This window comes from Mycobacterium simiae (assembly GCF_008370645.1).
GTDB lineage: Bacteria > Actinomycetota > Actinomycetes > Mycobacteriales > Mycobacteriaceae > Mycobacterium > Mycobacterium simiae_A.
Genome location: NZ_VTZN01000022.1, coordinates 24882 through 46130, shown reverse-complemented (window position 1 = coordinate 46130; position 21249 = coordinate 24882). Strand labels below are relative to the sequence as shown.

The 21249-nt window shown below is 63.6% G+C and carries 23 protein-coding genes and 1 pseudogene; 9 read left to right on the top strand and 15 right to left on the bottom strand.

Annotated features, from left to right (window positions below):
- The 5 genes and pseudogenes from F0Q45_RS06100 to F0Q45_RS06080 all read right to left on the bottom strand — a co-directional run.
- The coding region (locus F0Q45_RS06100; RefSeq protein ID WP_149653082.1) for an ATP-binding cassette domain-containing protein at positions 1 to 390 on the bottom strand (390 nt) is incomplete at its 3' end.
- Positions 387 to 1250: an ABC transporter permease gene (locus F0Q45_RS06095; protein WP_188112811.1), complete on the bottom strand. Its 864-nt coding sequence runs from the start codon at positions 1248 to 1250 to the stop codon at positions 387 to 389. The genes F0Q45_RS06100 and F0Q45_RS06095, both read right to left, overlap by 4 nt.
- Positions 1243 to 2169, bottom strand: coding sequence for an ABC transporter permease (locus F0Q45_RS06090; RefSeq protein WP_149653081.1), 927 nt, complete (start codon positions 2167 to 2169; stop codon positions 1243 to 1245). The genes F0Q45_RS06095 and F0Q45_RS06090 overlap by 8 nt, the downstream gene beginning before the upstream one ends.
- Before the next feature lies 1 nt (position 2170).
- The gene (locus F0Q45_RS06085) at positions 2171 to 3787 is read right to left on the bottom strand and encodes a peptide ABC transporter substrate-binding protein (RefSeq protein WP_149653080.1); all 1617 of its coding nucleotides are present in this window, start codon (positions 3785 to 3787) and stop codon (positions 2171 to 2173) included.
- 82 nt (positions 3788 to 3869) lie between these two features.
- Positions 3870 to 4190, bottom strand: a pseudogene (locus tag F0Q45_RS06080) (DNA adenine methylase); the annotation flags it as partial.
- Between the two features lie 981 nt (positions 4191 to 5171).
- Here F0Q45_RS06080 and F0Q45_RS06075 point away from each other — a divergent pair.
- Entirely contained in the window at positions 5172 to 5666 is a 495-nt protein-coding gene (locus F0Q45_RS06075; protein ID WP_373424929.1) for a DUF4232 domain-containing protein, read from the top strand.
- Positions 5667 to 5713: 47 nt separating this feature from the next.
- Positions 5714 to 7666 (top strand): acetate--CoA ligase, encoded by a 1953-nt coding sequence (acs, locus tag F0Q45_RS06070; RefSeq protein WP_149653078.1) that lies wholly within the window; start codon positions 5714 to 5716, stop codon positions 7664 to 7666.
- A 1-nt stretch (position 7667) separates the two neighbouring features.
- Here acs and F0Q45_RS06065 read toward each other — a convergent pair whose 3' ends face one another.
- Complete coding sequence (locus F0Q45_RS06065) at positions 7668 to 8366, bottom strand: serine protease (protein WP_149653077.1); 699 nt, start codon at positions 8364 to 8366, stop codon at positions 7668 to 7670.
- Between the two features lie 239 nt (positions 8367 to 8605).
- On the opposite strand from F0Q45_RS06065, the gene F0Q45_RS06060 reads away from it, so the two are divergent.
- Positions 8606 to 9127: a phage holin family protein gene (locus F0Q45_RS06060; RefSeq protein ID WP_149653076.1), complete on the top strand. Its 522-nt coding sequence runs from the start codon at positions 8606 to 8608 to the stop codon at positions 9125 to 9127.
- Positions 9128 to 10099, top strand: a complete 972-nt coding sequence (locus F0Q45_RS06055; RefSeq protein ID WP_149653075.1) for an alpha/beta fold hydrolase — start codon at positions 9128 to 9130, stop codon at positions 10097 to 10099.
- Here the strand turns inward: F0Q45_RS06055 and marP are convergent.
- From marP to nth, 4 genes are read right to left on the bottom strand one after another with little or no spacing between them, the layout of a single operon-like run.
- Entirely contained in the window at positions 10092 to 11285 is a 1194-nt protein-coding gene (gene marP, locus F0Q45_RS06050; protein ID WP_149653088.1) for an acid resistance serine protease MarP, read from the bottom strand. The genes F0Q45_RS06055 and marP overlap by 8 nt on opposite strands.
- Positions 11286 to 11299: 14 nt before the next feature.
- The gene (locus F0Q45_RS06045; RefSeq protein ID WP_149653074.1) at positions 11300 to 12094 is read right to left on the bottom strand and encodes an NUDIX hydrolase; all 795 of its coding nucleotides are present in this window, start codon (positions 12092 to 12094) and stop codon (positions 11300 to 11302) included.
- Complete coding sequence (locus tag F0Q45_RS06040) at positions 12094 to 12738, bottom strand: TlpA family protein disulfide reductase (protein WP_149653087.1); 645 nt, start codon at positions 12736 to 12738, stop codon at positions 12094 to 12096. Before F0Q45_RS06040 ends, F0Q45_RS06045 begins: the two co-directional genes overlap by 1 nt.
- An 8-nt stretch (positions 12739 to 12746) precedes the next feature.
- Entirely contained in the window at positions 12747 to 13427 is a 681-nt protein-coding gene (gene nth, locus F0Q45_RS06035) for an endonuclease III (RefSeq protein ID WP_149653073.1), read from the bottom strand.
- 173 nt (positions 13428 to 13600) lie between these two features.
- Here nth and F0Q45_RS30105 point away from each other — a divergent pair, with 173 nt between their 5' ends.
- Together F0Q45_RS30105 and crp are read left to right on the top strand one after the other, a co-directional pair.
- Positions 13601 to 13885: a hypothetical protein gene (locus F0Q45_RS30105; RefSeq protein ID WP_149653072.1), complete on the top strand. Its 285-nt coding sequence runs from the start codon at positions 13601 to 13603 to the stop codon at positions 13883 to 13885.
- Positions 13886 to 13983: 98 nt separating this feature from the next.
- The gene (gene crp / locus F0Q45_RS06025) at positions 13984 to 14658 is read left to right on the top strand and encodes a cAMP-activated global transcriptional regulator CRP (RefSeq protein WP_063467201.1); all 675 of its coding nucleotides are present in this window, start codon (positions 13984 to 13986) and stop codon (positions 14656 to 14658) included.
- Positions 14659 to 14724: 66 nt separating this feature from the next.
- Here the strand turns inward: crp and F0Q45_RS06020 are convergent, their stop codons facing one another.
- The 3 genes from F0Q45_RS06020 to F0Q45_RS06010 are packed head-to-tail and all read right to left on the bottom strand — an operon-like array spanning position 14725 to position 16129.
- Positions 14725 to 15507, bottom strand: a complete 783-nt coding sequence (locus F0Q45_RS06020; RefSeq protein ID WP_149653071.1) for an MBL fold metallo-hydrolase — start codon at positions 15505 to 15507, stop codon at positions 14725 to 14727.
- Between the two features lie 5 nt (positions 15508 to 15512).
- Entirely contained in the window at positions 15513 to 15968 is a 456-nt protein-coding gene (locus F0Q45_RS06015; protein ID WP_149653070.1) for a RidA family protein, read from the bottom strand.
- Positions 15968 to 16129: a DUF4177 domain-containing protein gene (locus tag F0Q45_RS06010; protein ID WP_149653069.1), complete on the bottom strand. Its 162-nt coding sequence runs from the start codon at positions 16127 to 16129 to the stop codon at positions 15968 to 15970. Before F0Q45_RS06010 ends, F0Q45_RS06015 begins: the two co-directional genes overlap by 1 nt.
- A gap of 76 nt (positions 16130 to 16205) precedes the next feature.
- Between F0Q45_RS06010 and F0Q45_RS06005 the strand changes: the two genes are divergently transcribed.
- Both F0Q45_RS06005 and F0Q45_RS06000 read left to right on the top strand, forming a co-directional pair.
- Positions 16206 to 17231, top strand: a complete 1026-nt coding sequence (locus F0Q45_RS06005) for an ArsA family ATPase (RefSeq protein ID WP_149653068.1) — start codon at positions 16206 to 16208, stop codon at positions 17229 to 17231.
- The gene (locus tag F0Q45_RS06000; protein ID WP_149653067.1) at positions 17228 to 18382 is read left to right on the top strand and encodes an ArsA family ATPase; all 1155 of its coding nucleotides are present in this window, start codon (positions 17228 to 17230) and stop codon (positions 18380 to 18382) included. Before F0Q45_RS06005 ends, F0Q45_RS06000 begins: the two co-directional genes overlap by 4 nt.
- A 41-nt stretch (positions 18383 to 18423) precedes the next feature.
- On the opposite strand, the gene F0Q45_RS05995 is transcribed toward F0Q45_RS06000, so the two are convergent.
- Together F0Q45_RS05995 and F0Q45_RS27535 are read right to left on the bottom strand one after the other, a co-directional pair.
- The gene (locus F0Q45_RS05995; RefSeq protein ID WP_149653066.1) at positions 18424 to 19488 is read right to left on the bottom strand and encodes a hypothetical protein; all 1065 of its coding nucleotides are present in this window, start codon (positions 19486 to 19488) and stop codon (positions 18424 to 18426) included.
- A 14-nt stretch (positions 19489 to 19502) separates the two neighbouring features.
- Entirely contained in the window at positions 19503 to 19667 is a 165-nt protein-coding gene (locus F0Q45_RS27535; RefSeq protein ID WP_188112810.1) for a hypothetical protein, read from the bottom strand.
- A gap of 292 nt (positions 19668 to 19959) precedes the next feature.
- On the opposite strand from F0Q45_RS27535, the gene F0Q45_RS05990 reads away from it, so the two are divergent.
- Entirely contained in the window at positions 19960 to 21219 is a 1260-nt protein-coding gene (locus F0Q45_RS05990) for a cytochrome P450 (RefSeq protein WP_149653065.1), read from the top strand.
- Positions 21220 to 21249 lie beyond the last annotated feature (30 nt).

Genomic DNA, 21249 nt, shown 5'->3' with positions numbered 1-21249 from the left:
TCGCCATCGCGCCTGGCGGCCATCGGTGTTGGCCTGCAAAGCTTCCCGGATCTGGAAGCCGACTTTCCAGACCGGGTTGAGATTCGTCATCGGATCCTGGGGAACGTAGCCGATCTCTCGACCACGGATCGCTCGCATCAGCCGCCGGTCGAATGCGGTGATATCGCGTCCGTCGAAAACTATGCGCCCAGCCGTGATTCGTCCACCGGGTGCAAGCAGCCCGAGAATGGCTGCGGCCATCGTGGACTTCCCCGAGCCCGACTCGCCCACCACGGCCACGGTTTGACCGCGAAGGACGGTCAAGTCCATGCCGCGCACCACCGGCTGGTCGGCGCCGAACCTGACCTGCAGGCCCTCAACCGACAACAGCGGCGGCGCTGCAAGGTTCATGCCCGCCACGCCCGTGACGCCGGGTCCAGGGCGTCTCGCAACGCGTCACCCATCATCATGAAAGCCAGCACCGTAATTGCCAGCGCACCAGCGGGGTAGAAGAGGATGGGCGAGCCCGCCCGCAGGCGCATCTGTGCGACATTGATGTCGCCGCCCCAGGACACCACCGACGTCGGCAATCCGACCCCCAGGTAGGACAAGGTGGCCTCGGTGACGATGAAGATCCCCAGCGCGACGGTGGCGACCGCGATCACCGGCCCCAGGGCGTTGGGCAACGCGTGTCGCAGCAGAATCTGAAATCTCCTGACGCCCAATGCTTTAGCCGCGAGGATGTAGTCGCTAGCGCGAACCTCCAGCACCGAGCTGCGCGCGATTCGGGCCACTTGCGGCCAGCCGAATAAGGCCAGTATGGCGATCACTGTCCACACGGTGCGGTGATGCATGACCTGCATCAGCACAATTGCGGCCAGCAACAGCGGTAGGCCAAAAAGCACATCGGTGATCCGCGAGACCACCGCGTCCAGCCAGCCGCCGTAGAAGCCGGCCAGCGCCCCCAGCGTCGTGCCGACGATAAACGCTGCGAAGGTCGCTCCCAGTCCAACGCTTACCGAGGCGCGGGCGCCGTAGACGGTGCGCGCGTAGATGTCGTGCCCTTGCAGGTCGGTGCCAAACCAGTGCGCCGCTGACGGACTCAGCATGCTCTGGTCGGGATCGGCGTAGGTCGGGTCGATCTCGGTGAACAAGGCCGGAAAAGCCGCGACGACAATGACGAGCAAGATCAGAGCGACGGCCACGATGAACTTGGGACGGCGCCTCAGCCCGCGCCAGGTGTCCAGCCAGAAGCCGCCTAGCTCAGCCATATCGAATCCGTGGGTCCAGGGCGGCGTAGAGCAGGTCCACCACCAGATTGGTGATCAGATAGATCATTACCAGCACCGTCACGATCGAGACCACCGTTGGTGCCTCTTGCCTGGTAACGGCCTGGTATAGCACCCCGCCCACACCGTGAATATTGAAAATTCCTTCGGTCACAATCGCTCCGCCCATGAGCGCGCCAAGATCCGAGCCGAGGAACGTCACCACCGGGATCAGTGAATTACGCAGAATGTGCACCGTTACCACCCGGGGCCGTGACAAACCCTTAGCGGTGGCGGTGCGGACGTAATCGGCGTGTGCGTTGGCGGCGACCGCGGACCGGGTCAACCGCAGCACATAAGCGAAAGACACCGCGCCCAAGACAATCCCGGGTAGCAGCAGACGGCTGAAGGTCGCCCGGCCGCCCACGGTGACGGGCGCCAATCCCAGCTTCACGCCGAACAGGAACTGCGCCACAAAGCCGAGCACGAAGATCGGCACGGCGATGATGATGAGACCCGCGGCTAGCACTGTGACGTCGAAAATGCCACCCTGCCGCAGGCCGGCGATCACGCCGAACCCGATACCCAGCACCGCCTGCACTACCAACGCAATCAATGCCAGCCTGATGGTGACCGGAAACGCATGGGCCAGAACGGAACTGACCGGCAGTCCAGAATAGGCACGGCCCAGGTCGCCGTGCAGCAGGCCGCCCAGGAAGCGCAGATACTGCACCAAGAACGGGTCGTCGAGGTGGTAGCGGGCCCGCAGCTGCGCGGCCACCGCGGGAGTCAGCGGCCGATCTCCGGCGATAGCGGCCACCGGGTCACCCGGCAACAGAAACACCATGCCGTAGATCAGCAGTGTCGCACCAAGGAAGACCGGCACCATCGCCGCGATCCGGCGCGTTAGGTACCAACCCATCTCAGGCCTTGACGATGTTCTCGTAGTCGGGCTGACCGTTCCAGGTCACCGTGATGTTGCTGACCTCGGTGGACCAGCCTACGACGGCAATGTAGTTCCAGAGCGGAACGGCAGGCATGTCGTGGAACAAGATTTGCTGTGCAACATTGGCCAGCCCGTCGGCCGCGCGCAAGGTAGGTGCGGCTGCGGCGGCAGCCAGCGCCGTGTCGAACTCCCGACTGGAGTATCCGACGTCATTAGATCCTGCGCCGGTGGCATACAACGGGGCGAGGAACTCGATCATCGAGGGGTAGTCGCCTTGCCAGCCGGCACGAAAAGCTGTGTTGATGGTGCGGTTGGTGATCTGGGTACGGTATCCAGCAAAAGTGGGGTGCGGAGCGCCGACGGCGTCGATGCCCAGCACGTTCTTGATGCTATTGGCCACCGCATCCACCCATTCCTGATGACCGCTGTCGGCGTTGTAGGCGATGGCGTATCGGCCGCTCCACGGCGAAATCGCATTGGCTTGTGCCCAAAGATGACGGGCCTGTTCGGGGTTGAAGTTCAATGCCTCATTGCCGGGTATGTTGGGATCGAATCCCGGCAACGACTGGGCGGTGAAATCCCGGGCTGGGCTGCGGGTTCCGCTGAAGATGTTCTGGCAGATCTGGGGGCGGTTGATAGCCGCGGACAAAGCCAACCGGCGCAGCCGGCCTTCTTCACCACCGAAATGCGGTAGCCGCAACGGCGTGTCCAAAAACTGGTTGGCCGCAACTGGCCCACTGGTGGCATGTTCACCCAGATCGCGCCGGTAAATCGTCAGGGCACTGGACGGAATCGTGTCCAGCACATCCAGATTGCCGGATAGCAGATCAGCATAAGCGGTGTCGAGATTGGCGTAGAACTCGAAGCGCAAACCTTTGTTGCGGGGTTTGCGGTTGCCGTGGTAGTTCGGGTTGGGTACCAAGTCGATCTTGACGTTGTGTTCCCATGCCGGTCCGTCGGCCCCGTCGGCCAGCTGGTACGGGCCGTTGCCGATCGGGTGCTGGCCGAACGCCGCCATGTCCCGAAAAGCGTTGTCCGGCAATGGATAGAACGGGCCATGGCCGAGCCGCAACGTGAAGTCAACGGTCGGCGCCTTGAGCCGGACCGTGAACTCAAGGTCGTTGACGATCCGCAACCCGGACATCGTGGCTCGCGTTGCGTCACTACCGGCCACCTCGTCGAAGCCGTCGATCGGGCTGAAAAACTGCTGCTCCAATTGGGCATTGGCACCGAGCGCCCCGTAGTTCCACGCATTGACGAACGAGGAAGCTGTCACCGGTGAGCCGTCGGTGAATTTCCAGCCCGGTTTGAGGATGATGCGGTAGTTGACGTTGTCGGTGGTGTCGATCGACTGGGCGACCTCGGGTGCGGGCTGGCCGCTAGCGTCGTAAGACATCAGGCCGGCGAACAGCCGATCGATGATGCGCCCGCCATTGATGTCGTTGATGCCAGTCGGGATCAGCGGGTTGGGCGGTTCCCCACCATTGACCAGCACCACCTTGGGGCTCAACAGGCCACCGCCACACGCAGTCACCGGCGTAACCGCCAGCAACCCGGCGGCCACGGCAGCCAGCACGGCCTGCATCCGACGCATGACAGCGACCCTAAGGCCCGAGGCTCAGCAGAGGGGCGCCGCCGGGCCGAAATCTCAAGGTCGTGAATATTCCCGCACGGATATCGACGGCAATGATCTCCACCGCCGGCTTGACCTTGCCCGGCAGGTCCACGATGCGCGCCGCATCGGGTATGGCGTTGCGGGAGCAAGACAAAACGATCGCCCCAGCGCGCTCGACGTGTTCGAAGGTCCGCAATAGCGCATCATCGATCGTCCGTTTGTACGCGAATGGGGTGAACTGTTTCTTCAGCTTCTTCGTAGTGGTTTCTTCCATGATGGTGAGTCCGTGCCAATACACGCTAAGCCCTTTGAGGAAGTGGTAGCGCTTGATGTAGTCGTTGTCATCGCTGAGCGAAGCATACGACGGATCGAGGTACAGCAGGTGGGTTCCGGGTCCGCGTCATGGAACCTACACCCTTATATCCGAATGGTTATGTGGTGTACATGAACGAGCAACTTCAGACCGTGGATCCTTTTACCGGGCGAACAATACCGGATCCTGCGAACGGGTACGCGCATATACCGCTACCGGAATAGCGAGAGGACGGGCGTTATGCATCTCTATCCTGTCAGTCAGCTCTATGAGTTCACCCCCAAGGTTGCATCAACCAGGTCTTCCGGTCGCAACCCCTTGAACTCGGTAGGCGATTTGAACGAAGCCGAGTTGATCGATATGCGCCTCTCGCCGCAACGCTCCCGCGCGGGATCATCTTCGACGCTCGACTATGCGGGGATTTCGAGGGTTCCAATTCCGCTCTCGCGGTGTTAACCGGCGTCGGAAAAGTGCTTTGGTCTAACGATGACCGGGCACGCCAGCAACCGTGGCGTGCGGCGCCAAGAACGGCCGCACCGACCAAAACGCCATTTCCACCGTGGACCCCTGCAGCCGATCGCGAGAGTTGCGCTCGTGATACCTCACCCCCACTACCTAGCGACGAAACTGATAGTTCACCAGAGTATATTCTGGGATTTGGGCCGTTATCCGTTGCCGGCTGAAGCGCTCAAATTTACATTGGACATATCAATGGACTCGATGGTGCGATACCGGATATGGGCAAGCTGTCCGACGCTGAAATAATCGCCCGATTTCCGCAGTGGTCATCTGTGCTGGCGGTGCACGAACATTACACGTATCCCGATGTGACAGTAAGGGTTTGAAGTCGCTTGACAGTTTTACTAAACCGTCGACCACATCTCCAAAATGCGGGGTTGTCCGACCGCACGCACGACGCTGGCCCACCGTCTTTGTCCGATCTGTCGCGCTCGCACAGCCCTTTCCCCAATAATCGTCGATGTGCCCAAACTTCGCGAGCGCCTCCCACATCTCAACCGGCTACTGGTTGCCACATCTGCACTCACCGCAATAGGCGCGGTCCCCAGCCCACCCGCATCTGCCGCGCCTAAAGATCAGCCACCGCCATGCGCGGCCGAGCAACTGGCGGTCAGCGCCACCTCGCCGCAAGCCGCCATGGGCCACCGTGCGGTAACACTGATTTTCGCGCTCGTCGACGACGCCATGCCGTGCACACTCAGCGGCTACCCCATGGTCGACACCGCCGCCGGCGGCCCGCTGCTTCACGCAACGGACACCCTGCGCGGCTATATGGGCGGCCTGCCGTCAGGCGTGAATGCACCGCTTGATGTTCCACTGACCTCATCCGACCAGGCCCATGCCATAGTCGAAGGCATGGCCGTCGACGGCAGCGGCAACCCGTGTGCCACGTACACCGAGCTGCGCATCACTCCTCCTGGAACCGCACAGGTGTTCACGGTGCCGACCGGCATTGAGGCCTGCCAACTGCAAGTGCACCCCATTACCGTTGCCCAGGCGGCAACGGGTCGGGTCCCGTCGGGCTAGCCTGCTGCGCGGCACCGCCCGCATCGCCACGCTCTAGGCTCGAATATGTGACCGCACCCGAAATTCCGTCGTCCTACCCGCCTTCGGCGCAGTTTGCCGAGCAGGCGAACGCCCGCGCCGACCTGTACCGCGCGGCCGCAGCAGACCGGCTGGATTTCTGGGCCAACCAGGCCAATCGCCTAACTTGGGCAACCCCGTTCACCGAGGTGCTGGACTGGTCGGAGGCGCCATTCGCAAAGTGGTTTGTCGGCGGCACGCTCAACGTCGCCTACAACTGCTTGGATCGCCATGTGGCAGCCGGCCACGGGGACCGGGTCGCCATCCATTGGGCGGGCGAACCCACCGACGACCGCCGCACCCTAACCTATTTGGAGCTAATGACCCTGGTGTGCAAGGCGGCCAACGCGCTCGCTGATCTTGGCCTGGTCGCCGGCGACCGCGTCGCCATCTACCTGCCGTTAATCCCCGAGGCCGTGATCGCCATGCTGGCCTGCGCGCGCCTGGGCATCATGCACACCGTCGTCTTCGGCGGCTTCACCGCCACCGCGCTGCACGCCCGGATCGCCGATGCCCAGGCCAAGTTGTTGATCACCGCGGACGGACAATTCCGGCACGGTAAGCCGATGCCGCTGAAGGACGCCGCCGACGAGGCGGTCGCAGACCCCGACAGCCCGGTCGAACACGTTCTGGTGGTGCGCCGCACCGGAATTGATGTGACCTGGCATGACGGCCGCGATCTGTGGTGGCATGAGGTCGTCGACCCTGCCGCGCCCGAACACACTCCGGAAGCCTTCGACTCCGAGCAGCCGCTCTTCCTGCTCTACACATCGGGCACCACCGGCAAGCCCAAGGGCATCATGCACACCAGCGGCGGTTACCTTACCCAGGCCGCCTACACGATGTACACGATTTTCGACGTCAAGCCAGCTAACGATGTCTTCTGGTGCACCGCCGATATCGGTTGGGTCACCGGGCACACTTACGGCGTCTACGGGCCGCTGGCCAACGGTGTCACCGAGGTGCTCTACGAGGGCACGCCCAATGCGCCTGACGAGCACCGGCATTTCCAGATCATCGAAAGATACGGTGTCTCAATTTATTACACCGCTCCCACGCTGATCCGGACGTTCATGAAGTGGGGTCGGGAAATCCCGGACGCCCACGACCTGTCCAGCTTGCGGCTATTGGGCTCGGTCGGCGAACCGATCAACCCCGAGGCATGGCGTTGGTACCGCGACGTTATCGGCGCCGGACGCACCCCAGTGGTGGACACCTGGTGGCAGACCGAGACCGGCTCCGCGATGATCACGCCGCTGCCCGGCGTCGCCGCGGCCAAACCGGGCTCGGCGATGACCCCGCTGCCTGGAATCTCGGCCAAGATCGTTGACGATCACGGCGATTCGCTGCAACCGGACACCGACGGCGGCGAGCACGTCACCGGCTATCTCGTCTTGGATCAGCCGTGGCCGGCGATGCTGCGCGGCATCTGGGGTGATCCCGCGCGGTACCAGCACGCCTACTGGTCCAAGTTCGCCGACAAGGGTTACTACTTCGCCGGAGACGGTGCGCGCATCGACTCCGACGGCGCGATCTGGATCTTGGGCCGCATCGACGATGTGATGAACGTGTCCGGGCACCGTATGTCCACCGCCGAGGTGGAATCGGCGCTCGTCGGCCATCCCGGGGTGGCCGAGGCGGCCGTCGTCGGGATCACCGACACGACCACTACCCAGGCCATCTGCGCGTTCGTCGTAATGCGCGCCAACTACACCGCGCATGCCGGAACCGCAGATGAACTCCGCGCCGAGGTGGCCCGGGAGATCTCCCCTATCGCCCGCCCACGGGAGGTCCACGTCGTGCCCGAACTGCCCAAGACCCGCAGCGGCAAGATTATGCGTCGGCTGCTGCGTGACGTCGCCGAAAACCGCGAGCTGGGTGATACGTCGACCCTGCTGGATCCCAGCGTGTTCGACGCAATCCGGGCCGCTCAGGCGAAGTAGCTCAGCCCGCTATCGGGACGAAGCCTGATCCAGGCCGGTTCTTGGCGACGATGTCGGCCAGGTCGGCGTTGATCGACATCACCACGGCCGGGGTGTGCAGGGGAATGTACTTGGTAACGCAGCTGGGCAGGTCGTCACTGAAGGCGCCGTGAATCATGCCAACCAGCAGGTTGTCGACCGTCACCGGCGCCCCCGAATCGCCGGGGCCGCCGCAGACCTGCATCACGATAGTGCCTGGATCCTGTCCCGGCCCCCAGGTGACCCCACACGAGTTGCCGGTGGTGCGGCCTTGTTTGCAAGCGATCTGGCCGAATGTCGGGTCCGGGCCGATGCCGTTTATTGCGAAGCCATTGAAGTTGGCTACCGGGATCACCTTGGCCGGGTCGAATTTGATAACCGCATAGTCGAGGCTGTCGTTGCCGGCGACCATCGTGCCGACCACGCCTTTGGCTTCCTCGCCCTCAGCGGCGACGGGCGCGCCCGGGCCGCCGCAGTGGGCGGAGGTGAAGCCGATGAGATTGCCGTTCTTGTCATGGCCAATGGTGGTCAGGGTGCATAGCGTGCCCCCGTTGACGACGATGCCTGCGCCACCGCCCAACGGAACCTTGTCGTCGGCGACCGCCGTGCTCGCGGGAAGAGACACCAGGGCCAGAAGCACGGCCACGATCACCGCGGGGAAGCAGCGGTGCGCCGTCTGCAAAGTGGTACTCCCGTCGAGAGGTGGGATATCGAAGGACAATCGGAGGACAGATGCGCCAGTGTAGATGATTGCAAGATTACGTCCGCTGTTGTTGGGAATACCCGCGGACGGTCAATTTATTAAGGTGAAACGGCCCGGTCTGGCACCGTGTTCGACTGGCCTCATACGGCACGGAAGCGCATGGCAACATAATCCGCGACGATCGCGAAACCGCAGCCGTCAAATCGAGAGGACCGTCTGTGAGCAAACCTGATCGCACGAACGGTGTGCCCAGCACGCTGACCACGATTCCGTTGGCCGATCCGCACGCCCGGCCCGCCGAGCCGTCGATGGGCGACTTGATCAAAGACGCAACGACTCAGATGTCGACGCTGGTGCGGGCCGAGATCGAGTTAGCCCGCGCCGAGATTACCCGCGATGTCAAAAAGGGTTTGACCGGCAGCGTTTTGTTCATCTCCGCGCTGGTCGTATTGTTCTACTCCACCTTTTTCCTGTTTTTCTTCCTCGCCGAGCTGCTCGACACCTGGCTATGGCGTTGGGTGGCGTTTTTGATCGTGTTCGGGCTGATGGTGGTGACCACCGCCGTACTGGCCCTGCTGGGTTTCTTGAAGGTGCGCCGCATCCGGGGACCGCGGCAGACCATCGAATCGGTGAAGGAGACGCGCACCGCCCTCATCCCGGGCCACGACAAGGCCCCGGCCGTGACCCGACCGCCAGCCCCCGCTGAGGGCAAAACGCCCACCGATCCCTCGGGTTGGTAAATGCCGGCGCCAGATCCGTCGGTGACCCGCATCGTCGGGCCATGGCGCCATCTGGACGTGCACGCCAACGGCATCCGGTTCCATGTCGTCGAGGCCAGCCCGACCAGCCGACCGACCGACCCGGCTGACACGGCACCGACCACCGCGCGTCCCCTGGTGATCCTCTTGCACGGATTTGGTTCGTTCTGGTGGTCCTGGCGGCACCAGCTGCGCGGACTGACCAGCGCCCGGATAGTTGCGGTTGACCTGCGCGGCTATGGCGGCAGCGACAAACCGCCCCGCGGCTACGACGGCTGGACGCTGGCCGGGGACACGGCCGGACTCATCCGCGCGCTGGGGCACTCGTCAGCGACGTTGGTAGGCCACGCCGATGGCGGATTGGCCTGCTGGACCACTGCGCTGCTGCACTCACGTCTGGTGCGCGCCATCGCGTTGATCAGCTCACCGCATCCGGTGGCGCTGCGCCGGTCCACCGTGACCCGGCGCGATCAGGGGCGAGCACTGCTACCCACACTGCTGCGCTACCAGATGCCGCTGTGGCCGGAGCACGTATTGACCCGACACAACGCGGACGAGCTCGAGCGCCTGATGCGCAGCCGCAGCGCCGCCAAATGGGCTGTTTCCGAAGACTTTTCGCAGAGCATAGGCTATCTGCGGCAGGCCATCCAGATTCCGGCCGCCGCGCACTGTGCGCTGGAGTACCAACGTTGGGCGGTGCGTAGCCAGCTGCGCGCCGAAGGCCTGCGGTTCATGAAGTCGATGCGCCAGCAGCTCGCTGTGCCGTTGCTACACCTGCGCGGCGACGCCGATCCCTACGTGCTGGCCGATCCCGTCGAACGTACCCAACGTTATGCACCGCACGGGCGCTACGTGTCCATCGCCGGCGCCGGACATTTCAGCCATGAGGAAACGCCCGTGGAAGTCAACAAGCATCTAACTCGGTTCCTCGATCAAGTGCACCGGGTCAGCTGACGCAGGCCCCGGTGCCGACCCGTTGGGTGGCGCCGATTCTGGCGAGCTGGTCAGCCACTTCGCCGGCGGTTAGCACAAACCCCGTCTCTGGGTCGTCGACCGCCGCGCCAAACACCACACCGAGCACCTGGCCGCTCAAATCGATCAGCGGGCCGCCGGAGTCACCCTGCTCCACATTGGCCCTGATGGTGTACACGTCGCGGGTCACCGGCTGTGGGCTGCGATAGATGTCGGGACCACTGAGCTTGATCGCCTCGCGAATGCGGGCCGGGGTCGCAGTGAAGTTGCCGCCCCCGGGATAGCCCAGCACCACCACACTGGTGCCGGTCTGAGCTTCCTGTGCGGCGAAGGTCAACGGCGGCGGCGGCAGGTTCGGCACCGCCAAGAGCGCGATGTCGACGGAAGGATCATAGGACACCACGGTGGCATCAAGAGGTTTGCCGCTCGCGTACACCTGCACGCTGTTAGATCCGGCTACCACGTGCGCGTTGGTCATCACCCGGTCGGGCGCGACCACAAAGCCGCTGCCTTCCAGCACTTTCTGACAGCTAGGCGCCAGGCTGCGGATCTTGAGGACGCTGGGCGCGGTGGCCGTCACCACGGGGTTTTGGGCCAGCGCCGAGTCCGGTGAGGCGACCGGGATGACCGGGGTGCGACTGAACGGCTCCAACACCGCAGGCAGGCCAGAGGTGTTCAACAACGCCGAAAGTCGCTTGGGCACCGTCTTCAGCCAGACCGGCGCCACCTCGTTGACCTCGGCGAGCACCCGCGAACCACGAACCGCCGCCGCCAATTCCGGCTGGTCTTTTGACTGCGTCAGCGGAGTCGCCAACAGCCACGCCGCGGTCAGCACCACCACCAGCTGAACCGCAACCCCAATGACCGAGTCGATCACCCGGATCGGCCGGTTGCGGATCGCGCCACGGACGGCCCGGCCGAGCACCACACCAGCGACTTCGCCGATCACCACCAAGCCCAGGATCAAAAACAGTGCGGCGAACAACTTGGCTCGAGGAGCGGCGATATGGCTGACGATATGCGGCGCAAGCAGCACGCCGGCGATCGCGCCCAGCAGCACACCGGCGAACGACAGCATGGAGCCCAGCGCACCCGAGCGCCAACCCGAGATCGCCGCGATGAAGGCGACCGCCAATACGGCGATATCCAGCCATTGGGACGGGGTCATCGCGTTCATCGAATTCATCGCAGCCCACCCTGCTCGCCGACCAGCGCCATGGCATCATCTAGTTCGCGGACATCGCTGGTGTCCCACGGCTGGGCCCAACCTGCAACATCGAGCACCGCAGAAATAACCTGGCCGGTGAATCCCCATACCAACATCTGGTTCAGCAGAAACGCCGGTCCGGCCCAGCGTCGACTGAGGGTACGCCGGTACACCATCAGGCGGTTGTCCGGATTGATGAAGGCGCGCACCGGAACGCGCGCCACGATCGCCGTTTCGGCCGCGTTGACGACCTGCACGGGGCCGGGGTCGGGCGAATAGGCCAAGACCGGCACGACGTGGAATCGCGATGGCGCGATGAAGGTCCGCTCCATGGTGGCCAGCGGGTAAAGCTTGGACAGGTCGAGCCCCGTCTCTTCATGGGCTTCTCGCAAAGCGGTCGCGACCGGCCCCTGGTCGCCGGGGTCGGAGGCCCCACCCGGAAATGCGGCCTGGCCGCCATGGTGACGTAGGGTCGACGCGCGCACGGTCAGCAGTAGGTCTGCATCGTCCGGCAAGCTGCCCTGCGCTGGAGCCGACTGCGGGCCGGAGAACAGCACCAAAACCGCGGCGTCCCGCTCATTGCGGCGCAGGGCAGCCGCGGCTCCGGCGGCTGTCACCATAGCGACCAACTCGGCTGGCAGGCGCCGCCGCGCTGCGTCGGGCACCCGGTCGATGTTGTCGATCAGCGGGCGCAGCCAGGACGGACCGACCTCGGGCGTCAGGGCAAGCCCAGCGGTCACCGGCGCCTCCTTTGCTGAGCAGGCGCGCATTACGCCTCGTTTCCGACCTCAGCCGCGATCTCATCAGCGCTGCCGAAAGCCCGCGGCAGCGTCTGGGCCACGCTACCGTCCGGCCGCAAGACCACCGTCGCGGGCATCACGTTTACCACCCCCAATGCCGCGGCCACGGTGCGGCGGCCGTCCTGCAGCGTCGGCAATCGAACACCAAGGTCGGCCAACCGCAACAGCGCGGCCGTCTCGTTCTCGTCCTGATGCACGGTCACCACCATGACGCCCGATCCCGCCCGTCGTTGATACTCGGCCATCGCCGGCAGTTCGGCGATACAGGGCGCACACCAGTAGGCCCACAAATTGAGCACCACCCGGCGCCCGGCCAGCGCCTTCGCGACGTCGACGGCCGAACCGTCCGCCGCGCATTCGACTACCACCCCGTGTAGTGGTGACGACGCCGCGCCGCCGGCTGCCTCGGGACAGGGCAGCAGGTTGGCGCGCTGCCGTGGCCTGGCCAGCGCCGCCGGCGTGTCGGCATCACGATGTGCGCGTGCGGCAGGCGGGTTCATGGATGCGGTGGTCGCAGTGGATGCGGAGTCGTCACGCAACTGCGCTACGAGCGCCACGACCAGCGCGACCACTACCGCCACCACCGCAATCGTCCAGCGGGTTGTCGAGGTCAGCCGCAATGTCACAGTCCGGCCAGGGCCAACAGGTGCTCGGTCTCAGGTCCTTGGACCAGGGGAGCGGCCAGCAGCGGATCGGTGGGCCCGATTCCGTAGGACGGGCAGTCTTTGGCGAGCACGCATACGCCGCACGCGGGTTTGCGGGAATGACACACGCGCCGGCCATGAAAGATCACCCGGTGGCTGAGCACCGTCCATTCTTTACGCTCGATCAATTCGCCGACCGCGTATTCCACCTTCACTGGGTCGGTTTCGGCCGTCCAGTGCCACCGCCGCACCAAGCGTCCGAAATGGGTGTCGACCGTGATGCCGGGGATACCGAAGGCATTCCCCAGGATGACGTTGGCGGTCTTGCGCCCGACGCCAGGCAGTGTCAGCAGCTCCGCCATGGTGGCAGGCACCTCGCCGTCGAAGCGCTCGACGAGGGCTTGCCCGAGACCGATGAGCGAGTTCGCTTTGTTACGAAAGAAGCCAGTGGGACGGATGAGGTTTTCTAGTTCTTCGCGATCGGCTTTTGCATAGTCCAGCGCTGTCCGGAACTTCGCGAACAAAGCCGGCGTCGTCAGGTTCACCCTCTTGTCGGTGCTCTGGGCCGACAGGATGGTGGCCACCGCGAGCTCAAGCGGATTGGTGAAGTCCAGCTCGCAGTACACATGCGGAAACGCTTGGGCGAGTTTGCGATTCATCCGTCGCGCCCGACGCACCAGGGCAGGGCGGGTCTCGGACGACCACCGCTTGGCGACGTCCGGAGCGGGAGTGGCTGAACTGGACTTAGACCGCCCAGACGACTGTGCCGCTGTCACCTACGACAGAGTACTGATTTCGTGATCTGTCTGAGACCGTGTGTTGATTCAAGGACATGTTTACTCTCCTTGTGTCGTGGTTGCTGGTAGCGTGCATTCCCGCGTTGCTGATGTTGACGACGCTCGGGCTGGAGCGGCTGGAGCGCACCCTTGCCGACGACACCCTGACCGCTTCCGATGTTGCCTTGTTTCTCGAGCACGCCCAGCCTGTCGATGTCCACACGCTGGCCCTCACTGAGGCTCCCCCGCCCAAGGCCCTGACCGGAAAGCATCACGCGGACCCGTTTCAGGCCCACACCCATTTCCCGGTTGGGGCGACTCGACACGTCAATCGTGTGTAGCGTTGGCAGGTCGTACCGATTGGCCTAACCTGTAGACCGGCACTGGTCATGAGGACCGGCCTGCCCGTATCACTTCGTTGGAAAGCTGAAGAGGCAACGTGGACGAGATCCTGGCAAGGGCAGGAATCTTCCAAGGGGTGGAGCCCAACGCGGTCGCAGCACTGACCAAGCAACTGCAACCCGTTGACTTCCCCCGTGGACACACGGTTTTCGCGGAAGGTGAGCCGGGCGATCGGCTATACATCATCATCTCGGGCAAGGTGAAGATCGGACGCCGTTCACCTGACGGCCGGGAGAACCTGCTGACCATCATGGGTCCGTCCGACATGTTTGGCGAGCTGTCGATCTTCGACCCCGGGCCGCGCACGTCCAGCGCAACCACAATCACCGAGGTGCGAGCGGTTTCGATGGATCGCGACGCGCTGCGAGCATGGATCGCCGATCGCCCGGAGATCGCCGAACAGCTGCTGCGGGTGCTGGCGCGCAGGTTGCGCCGCACCAACAACAACCTGGCTGACCTCATTTTTACCGACGTGCCCGGGCGGGTGGCCAAACAGCTGCTGCAGCTGGCCCAGCGTTTCGGCACCCAGGAAGGTGGCGCGATGCGGGTCACCCACGACCTGACTCAGGAGGAGATCGCCCAGCTGGTGGGTGCCTCCCGGGAAACGGTGAACAAGGCCCTGGCCGACTTCGCGCACCGCGGCTGGATCCGGTTGGAAGGCAAGAGCGTGCTGATCTCCGACAGCGAGAGACTGGCGCGCCGGGCTCGCTAGCTCCGCCGAGCAGACACAGACTCGCATCATTACCGCGCCATTCGTGCGATTCTGCGACTGCTCGCGCTAAGGAACTCGCAGATAGTCCAGTTGGGCCTGCACGGACCACTCTGCTGCGTCCCAGAGCTTCTCGTCGACGTCGACATACACATGCTCGACGACTTGGCGCACGGTGGCGCCCTCGCCGAGGTCGCGTAGCGCCCCGCGCACCTGTTGCAGCCGCTCGTGCCGGTGCAGTAAGTAGCCCTGCGTAACCGCCTCGAGGTCGGCCAGCTCCGGCCCGTGCCCGGGCAAGACGGTCCGCCGACCCAATCCGCGCAGCCGGTGCAACGACTCCAGGTAGTCCGACAGGCTCCCGTCCTCCTTGTCGAGGACGGCGGTGCCGCGGCCCAACACGCTGTCGGCGGTTAGCACGGCATCATCGAGGACGAACGACAGTGAGTCGGCCGTGTGACCCGGGGTGGCCAGCACGGTGATGCTCAGCCCGGCCGCGTCAATCACTTCCCGGTCGCTGAGCACCACGTGATCGCCGCGCAGAAATTGCTCAGCCGCAGCGCGTACCGGCGCCCCGGTCTGCTCGACCAGCTTGTCGATGCCGTCGGTATGGTCGCCGTGGCGATGGCTGATCAGCACCAGCGCGATACGGCCCAGCGCGGCGACCCGGGCGATGTGCTCGTCGTCTGGGCCCGGGTCGACGATGACCAGCTCGTCACTGCGCGGGCCGCAGAGTACCCAGGTGTTGGTGCCCTCGAGCGTCATCAGACCGGGGTTTTCCGCCAGCAAGACCGAGGCGGTGTCGGTGACCGCCCGCAACTGCGCGTACGCGGGATGCGTCAGCGTCTCGGTCACGGCCGCTAGCCGACCTCCACGATCAGCTCGACCTCCACTGGAGCGCCCAGCGGTAACTCGGCGACGCCAACCGCTGAACGCGCATGGGTTCCGTCGTCACCAAAGACCTCGGCAAGCAGGTCGGAGGCTCCGTTGATGACGCTGGGCTGACCGTGAAAGCCCGGCGCGGAGGCGACAAATCCGACCACCTTGACCACCTGGGTCACTGCGTCCAGACCCACCAGTGAGTCCACTGCGGCTAGCGCGTTGAGAGCGCAGATCCGTGCCGCCGCTTTGGCTTCCTCCGGCGTCACGTCTGCGCCTACCTTGCCGGTGCGGGTCAACTTTCCGCCCTCGAAGGGCAGCTGGCCCGCGGTGTACACGAGGATGCCGGCGCGCACCGCTGGAACGTAGGCCGCCAACGGTGCCACCGTCTGAGGGAGCGCGATGCCCAGTTGCGCGAGCCGCGCTTTAGCGTCCATTATTTCGGCCGCTTCAGGTAGGCAACATGCTGTTCGCCAGTTGGCCCGGGTAGCACTGCGACCAGCTCCCAGCCGTCGGCTCCCCACTGATCGAGGATCTGTTTGGTGGCGTGTGTGAGCAGCGGAACCGTTGCGTACTCCCATGCGGCGGGTTGGGTCATGCCGCGAGCTTATCCGGAGCAGCTGAGAAGCTGCGGCCAGCCCGGTAGCCGGGTAGCTGGGTGGGGCTAGCATGCGATGGTGGCGAACACATCTAGCGGCAGCAGTGCCGTCGGCTGGCCGTCGCGTTTGTCGAAGGCTCGCCTGCACTTCGTGACCGGCAAAGGCGGCACCGGAAAATCAACGATCGCAGCAGCACTAGCGCTGACTCTGGCAGCCGGGGGCCGCAAAGTCCTTTTGGTGGAAGTCGAAGGGCGCCAAGGGATTGCGCAACTCTTCGATGTCCCGCCATTGCCTTATCAAGAGGTCAGGATCGCAACGGCCGAACGCGGCGGGCAGGTCAACGCGCTGGCCATCGACATTGAGGCCGCGTTCCTGGAATACCTAGAGATGTTCTACAACCTGGGCATCGCGGGCCGGGCGATGCGGCGCGTGGGTGCGATCGAGTTTGCGACGACGATTGCGCCTGGTCTGCGCGACGTGCTGCTGACCGGCAAGATCAAAGAGACCGTGGTGCGCCTCAATAAAGGGACCAAGCACCCGGTCTATGACGCGATTGTCGTCGACTCCCCCCCGACCGGCCGGATCGCACGCTTTCTGGACGTCACCAAGGCGGTGTCCGACCTGGCCAAGGGTGGGCCGGTGCATTCGCAAGCCGAAGGCGTGGTGAAGTTGCTGCACTCCGACCAGACCGCCATCCATCTGGTGACTTTGCTGGAAGCGCTGCCAATGCAGGAGACGCTGGAGGCCATCGAAGACCTCGCCGGCATGGAATTGCCGATCGGCAGTGTCATCGTGAACCGCAACATTCCGGCCTACTTGAATCCCGACGACCTCTCGAAGGCCGCCGAAGGCGATGTCGATGCGGACTCGGTACGTGCCGGGTTGGCGATGGCCGGGGTCAAGCTGTCCGAAGCTGACTTCGCCGGGCTGCTGACTGAGACGATTGAACACGCCACCCGGATCAGCGCACGCGCCGAAACCGCACAACAACTCGAGGCGCTGCAAGTTCCACGGCTGGAGTTACCGACAATTTCCGATGGCGTCGATCTTGGCAGCTTGTACGAACTTTCGGAATCGCTTGCTCAGCAGGGGGTTCGATGAGCCACGTACCGGAAACACTTGATATGGCCGCTATCTTGGCCGATACAACTAACCGGGTGGTGGTGTGCTGTGGCGCCGGCGGTGTCGGGAAGACCACCACGTCCGCCGCAATTGCGTTGCGGGCCGCCGAATATGGCCGCACCGTAGTCGTGTTGACCATCGACCCCGCCAAGCGACTGGCACAAGCGTTGGGTGTCAATGATCTTGGCAATACCCCGCAACGCGTGCCGTTGGCGCCCGAGGTTCCCGGCGAGCTGCACGCGATGATGCTTGATATGCGGCGCACGTTCGACGAAATGGTCATTCAGTATTCCGGATCACAACGGGCGCAATCGATTCTGGACAATCAGTTCTACCAGACTGTCGCCACATCGCTGGCCGGCACGCAGGAGTACATGGCCATGGAGAAGCTGGGGCAGCTCTTGGCCCAGGACCGCTGGGATCTGGTCGTGGTGGACACGCCGCCGTCGCGCAACGCGCTGGACTTTCTGGACGCGCCAAAGCGGCTGGGCAGCTTCATGGATAGCCGACTGTGGCGACTGCTACTTGCGCCGGGTCGGGGCATCGGGCGGCTGGTAACCGGTGTGATGGGCTTGGCCATGAAAGCGATGTCCACTGTGCTCGGTTCGAAAATGTTGAGCGATGCCGCTGCATTCGTTCAGTCGCTGGACGCCACGTTCGGAGGTTTCCGCGAGAAGGCGGACCGAACCTACGCGCTGTTGAAACGCCGGGGTACCCAGTTCGTCGTGGTGTCGGCGGCTGAACCTGATGCGCTGCGCGAGGCGTCTTTCTTCGTTGATCGTTTGTCCCAAGAGGGCATGCCGCTGGCCGGCCTGGTCTTGAACCGCACTCACCCGATGCTGTGTCCACTACCCGTCGAACGCGCAATCGACGCCAGCGAAACGTTGGAGGACGGGCACGCCGACTCTGAAGCCGCGTCGCTGGCAGCCGCGGTATTGCGGATCCATGCTGAGCGAGGCCAAACGGCCAAGCGAGAGATCCGGCTATTGTCGCGGTTTACCGGGGCTAATCCGCACGTACCGGTGATTGGGGTTCCATCACTGCCGTTCGACGTCTCTGACCTAGATGCGCTGCGCGCGCTCGCTGATCAGATCACTTCGGTCGGTGACGCCCGCGTGGCGGGCCGCTGAGGAAGTCGTCGAAGTGCCGCCAGCGTCGAGTGGGGCGAGCCTCACACTGCGTCGACGTGTAAGACGTCGTCCATCGTCGCGCCGTGATACAGCGTCGCGAGTGCAGCGCGATCCCAGCACCCATCTGAGAACACGAGCGTCTCGTCGAACCAGATCCGGCAGCCATCCAGGATCATGTCGAGGTGTAGCGGCGAGTTCCACCCGACTTTTGACCGCGGCTGCGACGGAGTTCCCAGCCCGAGGTGCAGGCCTGGATGCCGCTCATTGATGTGCGACAGGAAACCAACCCATTCGGTAATGCCTTCGTTGGTGCCAAAACCCACTTCGCCCACGCGGTCAGCGTTGTCGAATTCGAAGAAGCTACGCAGCACGTTCGACACCAATCGATCAGAACAAGTAACTTTTTTTACCACTGATTCGATGATTTCGAGCGTGATGGGTTTGGCGGCCAGCCGAGGATCGCCCGGAAAGCCAAAGCTTGAATTCACCGCCCCATCGGCCACCACTATTCCCGTCACATGGGGAGTGTAAGTATTCACCTCGCCGGGTGGCAAAATGGCAGGGAATCGTCCACCGAAATATCCGCTGCTATTTGTCCATCCACCATCTGCCAATGGGCGGATCTGCAGATCTGTCCCGGCCTCATTAGTGATATGGATCTGCCGGGCCGACCGGCCCGCTCCGATGATCGAATTGTTCAAATCGTCCAGGGAAGCACGATCTACGGCCAGCGCCAGTTTGAAGAGCTCTGGAGAGAAGTTGAAGACCCGAAAGATTCGGGCCTTCAACCGCTCGCCGGCAGATTGGAGGTACTCGAGTACCTTTGCGCGATGACTGCTGGATAGGTTGCTGACCAAGAGCAGCGCATCGCAAGTTGCAAGGTGGTACTCGTCAAGATGGTCGGCGGGCGCTATCCGAACGTCAGCGGAGTGCGCGGCGATCCGCTCGCGCAAGGTCCCGAGCAAACTTTGGTCAGCTGGACCTGCCAGCTCCTCCGAATAAAGTATGAGGACTCGGTCATCGGACGTCAATTCGGCATAGCTGGAGCAGAGCGTGTCCATGCCCCTGAGCACAGCTGAATCGACAGAGCTTTCTTTGTTCACCATGGGTTGCTAAATGCTTACTCGGGCACCGCGCAGATGCAGAGCCAGGCGTCATCCAACATTTTGATCGGGGCGCTGCGAGCGATGGCGAGTTTTTCATGGACGGCACGTAATGTCTCGAGCTCGGCAGCCGAGAATTCCGTAGCCGTGCGCGATTCGTTGCGAGTCAGAACGACGGGCATTGTTGATTCCTTTCCTGGTTCAGATCGGCCGAGCGTTAGCCCCTACCGGGAGCGCAGCTATCTGCCCAACCGAGCTGTCTTCACTTACGGGAGCCAATCTTGCACATGTGCGACAATAAATCAAGCGCATGATTACTTCCATGGACTGTTGATCTAGAAATGTATTAGCTAGTATGTTAGGTAAGCTACGAAGCCCCTGTCGAAATCCTCATCTGAGCTGGTATTTTTGGATCGTACTGCTGGCTTACCGTTGCGAGAGGAGTTTGCCAATGCAACGTCGAGGATCAGTCCGTTGAGCGGCTACGACTCGGTCGACTTCTTCACCGACGAGTTCCTGCTATCAGATCCGTACCCCTACTTCGACCACCTCAGGGCCAGGAGCCCGGTGCTGCGCCTGCCGCATCACGGCGTGGTGGCCGTCACCGGGCATCCGGAGGGCGGCATCGTCTACCAGGACTCCGGGACGTTCTCGTCGATTGTGGCGGTGGGTGGACCGTTCCCGCCATTACCCTTCGAACCCCGGGGCGACGACATCGACGAGCAGATCGAGCAGTACCGCGACCAGATGCCGATGAACCAGTACCTGACCACGATGGACCCACCCGAGCATTCCCGAACGCGGTCATTGCTGCGTCGTCTGCTCACGCCTAAGCCGCTTCAGGCGAACGAGGAGTTGATCCGGCGCCTCGCTGATGAGCAGATCGACAGTTTCATCGACGGCGGCAGGTGCGAGTTTGTGTCCGGATACGCCAAGCCATTTTCATCAAGGGTGATTGCGGATCTGCTCGGAATACCGGCAGCAGACCGCGACACGTTCGAGGCGCCGCGCCCGATTGCTCCGGTCGGCGCGTTGGATCACGCACCGGTGCAGCACAACGCGCTCGCATGGCTCGATGACAAGTTCGGTCGCTATCTGCGGGAGCGGCGATACGAGCCGCGCCCCGATATGCTCACGCGGCTAGCCAGCGCGCGCTACCCCGACGGATCGCTACCCGAGGTCGCCGAGGTCGCCCGACTGGCCACACTTCTGTTTACGGCGGCGCGGGGTGCCACCGCCGTGTTGCTGAGCTGGTCGCTTCGGCTGCTGGCCGAGCGCCCCGACCTGGCGCAACAGCTTCGCGACGACCACAGCCGGATCCCGAACTTCATCGAGGAAGTCCTCCGGATGGAAAGCCCGGTGAAGAGTGACTTCAGGCTGGTGCGCAGGACAGCCACGCTGGGCGGCGTCACGATTCCCGCGGGTACGGTGGTGATGGTGTGCCCGGGCGCCCTCAACCGCGATCCGCGCAAGTTCGATGACCCGCACAAGTTCCAGTTGAATCGGTCCAATGCGCGCGACCATGTGGCGTTCGGCCGTGGCGCCCATACATGTCCTGGCGCGTTGTTGGCCCGGGCGGAGGGCCGCATTTCCCTCGAGCGCATTCTCGACCGGCTGTCTGAGATCCGACTAAGCGCGGCCCAGCACGGCCCAGCCGGCGCCCGCAGCTTCAGCTACGAGCCGACCTACACCCTGCGCGCACTGACCGAGTTACACCTGGACCGGCTGGCGTAACACAAAAGCAATCAGAAACAACAACCCTGG

What these genes read in the sequence shown, in the direction of transcription:
- F0Q45_RS06095 (WP_188112811.1), bottom strand. Translation starts at nt 1,250, where the DNA reads ATGGCTGAGCTAGGCGGCTTCTGGCTGGACACCTGGCGCGGGCTGAGG.
- F0Q45_RS06090 (WP_149653081.1), bottom strand. Translation starts at nt 2,169, where the DNA reads ATGGGTTGGTACCTAACGCGCCGGATCGCGGCGATGGTGCCGGTCTTC.
- F0Q45_RS06085 (WP_149653080.1), bottom strand. Translation starts at nt 3,787, where the DNA reads ATGCGTCGGATGCAGGCCGTGCTGGCTGCCGTGGCCGCCGGGTTGCTG.
- F0Q45_RS06055 (WP_149653075.1), top strand. Translation starts at nt 9,128, where the DNA reads ATGCCGGCGCCAGATCCGTCGGTGACCCGCATCGTCGGGCCATGGCGC.
- marP (WP_149653088.1), bottom strand. Translation starts at nt 11,285, where the DNA reads ATGACCCCGTCCCAATGGCTGGATATCGCCGTATTGGCGGTCGCCTTC.
- F0Q45_RS06045 (WP_149653074.1), bottom strand. Translation starts at nt 12,094, where the DNA reads ATGCGCGCCTGCTCAGCAAAGGAGGCGCCGGTGACCGCTGGGCTTGCC.
- nth (WP_149653073.1), bottom strand. Translation starts at nt 13,427, where the DNA reads ATGAATCGCAAACTCGCCCAAGCGTTTCCGCATGTGTACTGCGAGCTG.
- F0Q45_RS30105 (WP_149653072.1), top strand. Translation starts at nt 13,601, where the DNA reads ATGTTTACTCTCCTTGTGTCGTGGTTGCTGGTAGCGTGCATTCCCGCG.
- F0Q45_RS06015 (WP_149653070.1), bottom strand. Translation starts at nt 15,968, where the DNA reads ATGGACGCTAAAGCGCGGCTCGCGCAACTGGGCATCGCGCTCCCTCAG.
- F0Q45_RS06010 (WP_149653069.1), bottom strand. Translation starts at nt 16,129, where the DNA reads ATGACCCAACCCGCCGCATGGGAGTACGCAACGGTTCCGCTGCTCACA.
- F0Q45_RS06005 (WP_149653068.1), top strand. Translation starts at nt 16,206, where the DNA reads ATGGTGGCGAACACATCTAGCGGCAGCAGTGCCGTCGGCTGGCCGTCG.
- F0Q45_RS06000 (WP_149653067.1), top strand. Translation starts at nt 17,228, where the DNA reads ATGAGCCACGTACCGGAAACACTTGATATGGCCGCTATCTTGGCCGAT.
- F0Q45_RS05995 (WP_149653066.1), bottom strand. Translation starts at nt 19,488, where the DNA reads ATGGTGAACAAAGAAAGCTCTGTCGATTCAGCTGTGCTCAGGGGCATG.
- F0Q45_RS27535 (WP_188112810.1), bottom strand. Translation starts at nt 19,667, where the DNA reads ATGCCCGTCGTTCTGACTCGCAACGAATCGCGCACGGCTACGGAATTC.